6 protein-coding genes are annotated in these 6320 nt (G+C 59.8%); 1 reads left to right on the top strand and 5 read right to left on the bottom strand.

Annotated elements, in window-relative coordinates; genetic code table 11:
- Positions 1-426: 426 nt before the first annotated feature.
- Positions 427-780, top strand: a complete 354-nt coding sequence (locus tag GS429_RS02180) for a winged helix-turn-helix domain-containing protein (protein WP_328821198.1) — start codon at positions 427-429, stop codon at positions 778-780.
- A 288-nt stretch (positions 781-1068) separates the two neighbouring features.
- Here GS429_RS02180 and GS429_RS02175 read toward each other — a convergent pair whose 3' ends face one another.
- The 5 genes from GS429_RS02175 to GS429_RS02155 all read right to left on the bottom strand — a co-directional run bounded on the left by GS429_RS02175 (position 1069) and on the right by GS429_RS02155 (position 6250).
- A complete protein-coding gene (locus GS429_RS02175; protein WP_328821197.1) occupies positions 1069-1833 on the bottom strand; it encodes a peptidase M10A and M12B matrixin and adamalysin in 765 nt (254 codons plus the stop codon).
- 206 nt (positions 1834-2039) lie between these two features.
- Positions 2040-2303, bottom strand: a complete 264-nt coding sequence (locus GS429_RS02170) for a hypothetical protein (RefSeq protein ID WP_328821196.1) — start codon at positions 2301-2303, stop codon at positions 2040-2042.
- A 236-nt stretch (positions 2304-2539) separates the two neighbouring features.
- Positions 2540-2893, bottom strand: a complete 354-nt coding sequence (locus tag GS429_RS02165; protein WP_160062299.1) for a DsrE family protein — start codon at positions 2891-2893, stop codon at positions 2540-2542.
- Positions 2894-3383: 490 nt separating this feature from the next.
- A complete protein-coding gene (locus tag GS429_RS02160; protein ID WP_160062297.1) occupies positions 3384-5537 on the bottom strand; it encodes a bacterio-opsin activator domain-containing protein in 2154 nt (717 codons plus the stop codon).
- Between the two features lie 461 nt (positions 5538-5998).
- On the bottom strand, positions 5999-6250 hold the full coding sequence (locus tag GS429_RS02155) for an MTH865 family protein (protein WP_160062295.1): 252 nt from the start codon (positions 6248-6250) through the stop codon (positions 5999-6001).
- Positions 6251-6320 lie beyond the last annotated feature (70 nt).

The following is a 6320-nucleotide window of genomic DNA, read 5'->3' as shown; positions in this document are numbered from 1 at the left end:
TCGTGCTGATGTGTCTCGTTTACAATATCAAGCGTGCCGTTCAACAGTGAAATCCGACGCCGTATGGCGATTCAATGGAGCCGACTCAACCGGCTGTTGGGTCCTCGGGTGATGGGTCTACCCGACACGAATAATACCTCTTTCAAAATCGATCGGAATTCACTATCGCCGAAGCGTCAGTTCGGCTGACCAGTAGCCGATGACTGGCGCGCTCACAACCGGGTATTATCGACGATGTCACGGAGCCGTCGTGTGATTCGAGCTGTTCCGGCAGGTACCACGAAGCCCCGCCACAAAATCGATGAATATCTGATTTATCGGAACTTCCTCTCATTTTCACAGACTATCACCATCTAAAACACCGACGAACAAGCCGAAAGTATTAGTTACCACTGGAAATATAGTACCTGATGAGAGTGAACGATAGTGAAGCTACGCCAACCCACTGATTTCCTGATCCTCGAGGCGCTCGAGGAGAAGGGGCGAAACGTCGCAACGAATCTCGCTGCACACACGGGCAAGAGCCGCAAGAACATCAACACGAGGCTCCCGGTACTGGAAGATTACGGGCTCGTTTACAAAATCGGTCCGGCAGAGCGCTCCGGGCTGTACGAGATCTCATCTATGGGGAAAGCGGCGCTTGTGTACCGCGATCAGTACGATGAAGTCGACGATTTCGAGTCGCTTATCGAAGGTCCCAGCGCGGGCGGGGTCGATCAGGACGGAGACACGCAGGCGAGTTTCGTCCGCGGTGAGAACGACTCCGACGACGACGAGTAATTCGGTCCTGACGCCGCTCGGCTCTCGGTAGTCGGTCTCTGTCCGTCCGACGGGACCGGCGACAGCGGTTCGTTTATCGTATTTTGTGGCGAGTTACTGCGGGGCCCCGTCGCTGTCGACCGTGTTCGCTGTACTCATCGGTTGTGTGCGATGTGACTCCCGATCGTGTGCGACGTGACCACTCATCTCCCTTCGATTCACTATCTTGCACACCCCGTTTCACCCTCTTATGCCTCTCGAACCACTCTCTCGCTCTCCTCGCTGTTGCGTGCCTCGAGACGTGCGCTGCTATCCGGTGATTCCGCCGCTGTAGTCCGCGAGTTCGCGGCGAGCGCAGGCCGAAAAAGCCAGACTGAGCTTTCGGCTCCGGCCCGCCGGATCCGCATAACTCGTGCCACAGCGAGACTGATCGCCGTCGTAATCGTCTGTCCAGGCGTAACTGCTCAGCATCGGCGTCGCGACGATGGCGTCCCCGTATCGAAACGAGACGCCGTGATCGTGGCCCAATCCGAGCGCGTGACCGATTTCGTGAACGAGGATCTGCATCGTTCGCGTCGTTCTTCGATTTGGGACGATCTTGCGGTCGGCGTCGGCATCCGGTGAGGACAGGAGTTCGCCCAACGACTCGAGAGCCGCGATGTGGCGTGCTCCACCGACGGAGGCGATGTGTGGAAGGCCGTACCCGGTCGGCGCTTGTGTCATTTGTCCGTCCGTCACGAGCACGTTGACGTCGGCTGCGGGGGTAATATCTCGTCGGCCGATCGCACCCGAGAGGATCGCGGCCGGCCACTCGCCGCGGCTGGTGACTCGCGCCCCGTCCTCCGTCGAAACCTGGACCGTCCCCCCGAACGAAAGGTCGAGCGTCCAGAACTCGAGCGAGAGGAGTGCGTCGAGATACTCGAATATTCGATCGACGGCACCGTCGTAGCTGGCGGCGCGTTCCGAGAGCCAGAATCGGATTTCGAGGGTTTCGATCGGCTCTCTGGTCGTATACGCCAGCGTCCCGACCGACGCCAGCGAGCCGGTTGCTCCGAGAAACACGCGTCGCTTCACACCGTCGCTTTCGAGAGCGGACGCCAGTTCCTACCGGTTTATTTGTCCGCGTTTTATGTGTATCGTTCTCAGGACTCTCGTGATCGCTGTCCGCTCGAGTCGGCGGGCGAACTGATTCGTACAGGATAAGATCGGGTGGCAGCGATTGGCTGACAAGCCGAACGATCGAAGGATCGATCGGCCGGAACCGTCGGGATACGGGCCCGTCACCTCGGAACTGGCCGTCGCGTATCGATGACGCGAGTACCGCGACCGTCGACCTGGATTTCCGCCCAGGCCGGGAGGTCATCGGTCGGCGTCAAGAGCAGTAAGCCACCGTCGCTCGTTTCCACCAGCCGTCGATCCGGATCTCGCTGCCGAATGCATGGCTTCCATCGTTCGGTCCGGAGCTTTCTCGTGACCTGGCAGGCGGTGTAGTAGTGGCCGTTCGACCCCTCGAAGAGTCCGTCGACGGGGGCGTTCGCTACCACAGCTGCACACCCTCGGTCGATCGGTCCCCGGGGGTTGACGCCCGGGTAATCGTCGCACCCATCCCACTCGAACGAAGCCACGGTTTCCGTATCCGCGCTCGGGTTTACATAGCTGACTTTTATCCTTTCGTGACTCTCTGCTATACTAGACTGTTGACACCCATCGCCCGTTCGTGTTGAATGTGCGACTCTGCACCGAATTCGTACTCGGCGGGATACGCGCCTGAGGAGTGTCGTTAGTACGTGATGATTTCGTAGCCGTCAGTGACCAGCGATCGGATACTCGGATGCCCCTCGTGTTCGTCGAGTAGTTCGGCCGGACTCTCCTCGACGGGGTTGGCAACCTCGTAGGCGTTTGCACAGTAGTGACACGCCGACATGTGTTCGGTTAATTCGGCGTACAGCGAGTGATAGTCGTGACTTTCGTCCTCGAGTTCGGGGATCCATTGCGTGCCGGCGCCGTCGAAAATAATCTCGACGTTGTCTCCGGCCGCTACGAACTCCTGGCCCGTCTGGAGTCCGTTGACAACGCGTCCGAGGTCGGATGGTGATTCGGTACCGGCGAGAACGACGATTGCTGCGTCTGGCATACACGCCAGCTACGACGGGGACACCTTTTCGCGTTGTGCGCTCGTGTGTCCTCGGAACACAACCGAGGGTCACGGACTCGAGACGGTGCCGGACTACCCGAACACGACGGTTCGAGGCCGTTGTATCACACATTGAAGCTATCGCGGCGAAACTGATACGTCATGACCGATACACCGAAACCGACACGCCGGGTTTCCGGTGAACGTGAACCGGTATAGCCACTTACCAGTCCGCTCGGAAACTGAACGTCGCTGCTAGCAATCTTTATCGCTCTCGGATCCATAATGCTCGATGCCTTCACGGAACCGAAGGCCGTCGGTGCGATGGGAACCGTTCGAGACTACCACCTACCGTTCCCTCGCACTCGAAGACGTCTCACAATGCTGGACGTCTCACAAGGCTGTTCGTTTCGCAATGCTGAACATCAACGGCATTTTCGACGCAGTACGCTCGACCCACAGCGGAGTCCGCCAGCGATCAGTCCGCTGCTCACTCCATTCCGCCGCCGGCCTCGAAGAACTCGCCGAGTACCGACTTGAGCCCTTTCCGAAGGTGCTGGTGCATCGTCGGCGGCGAGACGTCCATCGCCTCGGCGATTTCCTCGCCGGTGCTCGCACGCGGCCAGTCGAAAAAGCCGCCGTAGTAGGCGAGTCGCAACGTCGTGAGCTGTCGGTCGGTGAGCTGATCGAGAATCAGATTACGCCGTTCGGTCGCCGTTCGAACCGAGCGGTCGACTTCCCGTCGGGCAACGAGCTCGGTGTTCTCGTAGATGACGGTCAGGGCTTGTGCGATCTCTCGAACATCCGCGTTCTGTGAGATTTCGATCACGCAGGTCCCGACACCGTCCTCGACGGTGACGTCTCGGATCGTTGCGCCGTGATTTGCAAGGGTTCGAACTCCAGATTCCGAAAGTCGCATCTCGATCGTACAGCTGTCGTCTCCGTCGTGAATGAGCCGGCATTTCTCGATCGAGTGGTGGCTCCGTGCCTCCTCGAGGACCGTCTCGCCGTCGAGCCCGTCGATCGTGACGTACTGGAACGTACAGCCGTTCGAGGTGGTGCCGGCCCATTCGAGTGAGCAACTACAGCCGTACTCCTCGGAGAGATCGAACGTGAAGGTGGTGCCGCCGTCGATCCGGAACTCGAGTTCGACGACGGTGTCGGCGAACAGTAGCTGTCGGCTCTTTACGGCCATAATCGTAAATCCGATCGCCTCGCCGAGCAAGGTGAACCCGGCCTGCTCGTCGTCGCTGAAGGCGTTCTCGCGGCTCGCGAGAACACCCAATACGCCGTATATCGAGTCGTTGTGACTGATCGGGACGGCGATTGCCGACCTGATCTCGTCCTCGCGAGCGGCGGCCCGTAGCGGCTCGGGGACCGTCTCGCTCTCGAGCACCTCCGTTTCGGTCTGCGCTTCGCCCGTTCGGACGGCCCGTTGGACCAGCCACTCGTGCTCGAACTCGAATTCGTCGACGCGGTCGAGATACGTCTCCGCCTCGCCGGCGCTGGTCCGGAAGGAGAGCGTCCCTTTGCCGGTCGTCCGTTCGGCGATCCAGGAGCCACAGTACAGCTCCGAATCGACGAGTTGCTCACAGACTTCGTCTTCGATGGCGTCTCGAGAGGGTGCCTCGACCAGCGTTTCGATCACCTGTCCGAGAACCGTACTGATCCGGTTGAGCGTCTCGAGTTCGTCCTGTCGAGAGCGCAGTTCGCGTTCCCGTCGGGCCCGTTCGGTAATGTCTCTGGCGAGCCAGACGACGGCGTGTTGTCCCTTGATCCGGTCGTCGATCGGCACGACTCGAGCCTCGAACTGCCGTCTCCCCTCGGTCGTCTCCGCTCCGTACTCGACGGACTGGATATCGCCAGTTCGAATGGTTCGGTCGATACAGGCCTGTAACTCCGCGGCGACGTCGTTCGGAAAGGCGTCCTCGAGTCGCTGTCCGGTCAGCTCGTCGGCCGGCTTCGAGTAGAGATCCGCAGAATCGGGACGGACTTTCGCCTCGAGATAGGTGCCGTCCGCGGCGATGACAAACGCCTCGTCGGGGAGTTCGTTCGCGAGGATCCGGTGATACGTGCCGTCCGACGGCTCAGTTACTTGGTGTGTCTCCGCCGTCGGTTCGGTCGCGTTCGCTGGCCGTGTCTCAGCGGCCGCTGTCGTTTGTTCGGTTCGTGGCTTCGCATCGGGGCTCGACCGGATCGTCTCTACGATACGGTCGAGTTGCTGCTCGTCGCGATCGGCCGGAGCGTATTCGTCCGCGTTCGCCCGGAGCGCAGCCGTTGCGAGTCCTTCGCTCCCCGTCTGGGGAGTAACGATCGTCGGCAGATCCGGGGCGGTGGCGTTGACATGATCGAGCACCGCACTCGTTTCCGCCGAACACTCGAGTTCAGCGATGACGGCGGCGAACTGCCGACCGTCGTGTTCTTGCTCGAGACTCGGTTGCGACTCGGACGCGGCACCGGCATTCGAACCGGTGCCGACTCCGCCGTCGGAACGGGAGCCCGAATCGACGTCTTCGGAGAGCACTTCGTCCGGGGACACGGCGTGTACGGTAAACGGCGTTTCTTCGCGAAGACGTGATTGGAGGGCGCTCGACCGACTAGACGTGACGAAGAGGACCGATTCGGAGTGATTTTCGTGTAACATACGACACGTAAGCGCCGGGCTGGCTGTCGATCACGGCTAGATGGCTGAACGCTTCTTTCTGTTCCAACACAGCATCGGAATAAAAGGTTATGGGTATGTTCTATAAATTACACATTGCGCGTATAGGCCCGAACTCCGGGACGGAAACGAGTTCCGTACTGATTCGCTTGGATTCTAGACCGAAGTGGCGAGCTTCCTTCCGCCGTTCCAGACAAGGAATGTTCACACGGTGTACACCGTGTGCACTGTGTGGGCTCGCTCGGTTCGTAACGAAATCCGGAAGAGACGGGAACCGACGGTCGCTGCGAGCACTCGTTCGACCGCCTCGGCGACGCTGAACCGAGTGCGTAACACAGTCCGGCGACCGATCACAGATCGGTCTGATCGATCTCTGAACTGACCGGGAGGAGAACTGAACGGGTATCAGTACCCGTATGCCCGCCTATCACACGGCACCTCGTCTACAGTTCGTTCTGGTCTTTGAGGTCCTGGATGATGTCGTCGACGAAGGTTTCGGGGTCGTCGTACGGGAAGTCCCCACCGGACGTTTTCGTGTTCAGTTCCATTGCCGTGATCGAGAAGTCGCCGGACTCGAACTTCGTTCCGGGTCCGTTCGGCAGTGCCGGAACGAGATCCATCGGACTCGAGATCGGGTAGTCGGCGCCTTCGAACGCATCGATCATCTGCTCGCGGAGTTCGGATTCATCTGCCATTGCGCTCTCCAGTTTGGGACGATAAATAATAAATTTGTAGGTAGTTGCGACTGTCCGGGTGATCGTCGGA

Source organism: Natronorubrum halalkaliphilum (genome assembly GCF_009834785.1).
GTDB classification, from domain to species: Archaea; Halobacteriota; Halobacteria; order Halobacteriales; family Natrialbaceae; genus Natronorubrum; species Natronorubrum halalkaliphilum.
The sequence above is the reverse complement of the archived record's forward strand: the minus strand, read 5'-3'. Positions and strand labels throughout refer to the sequence as shown.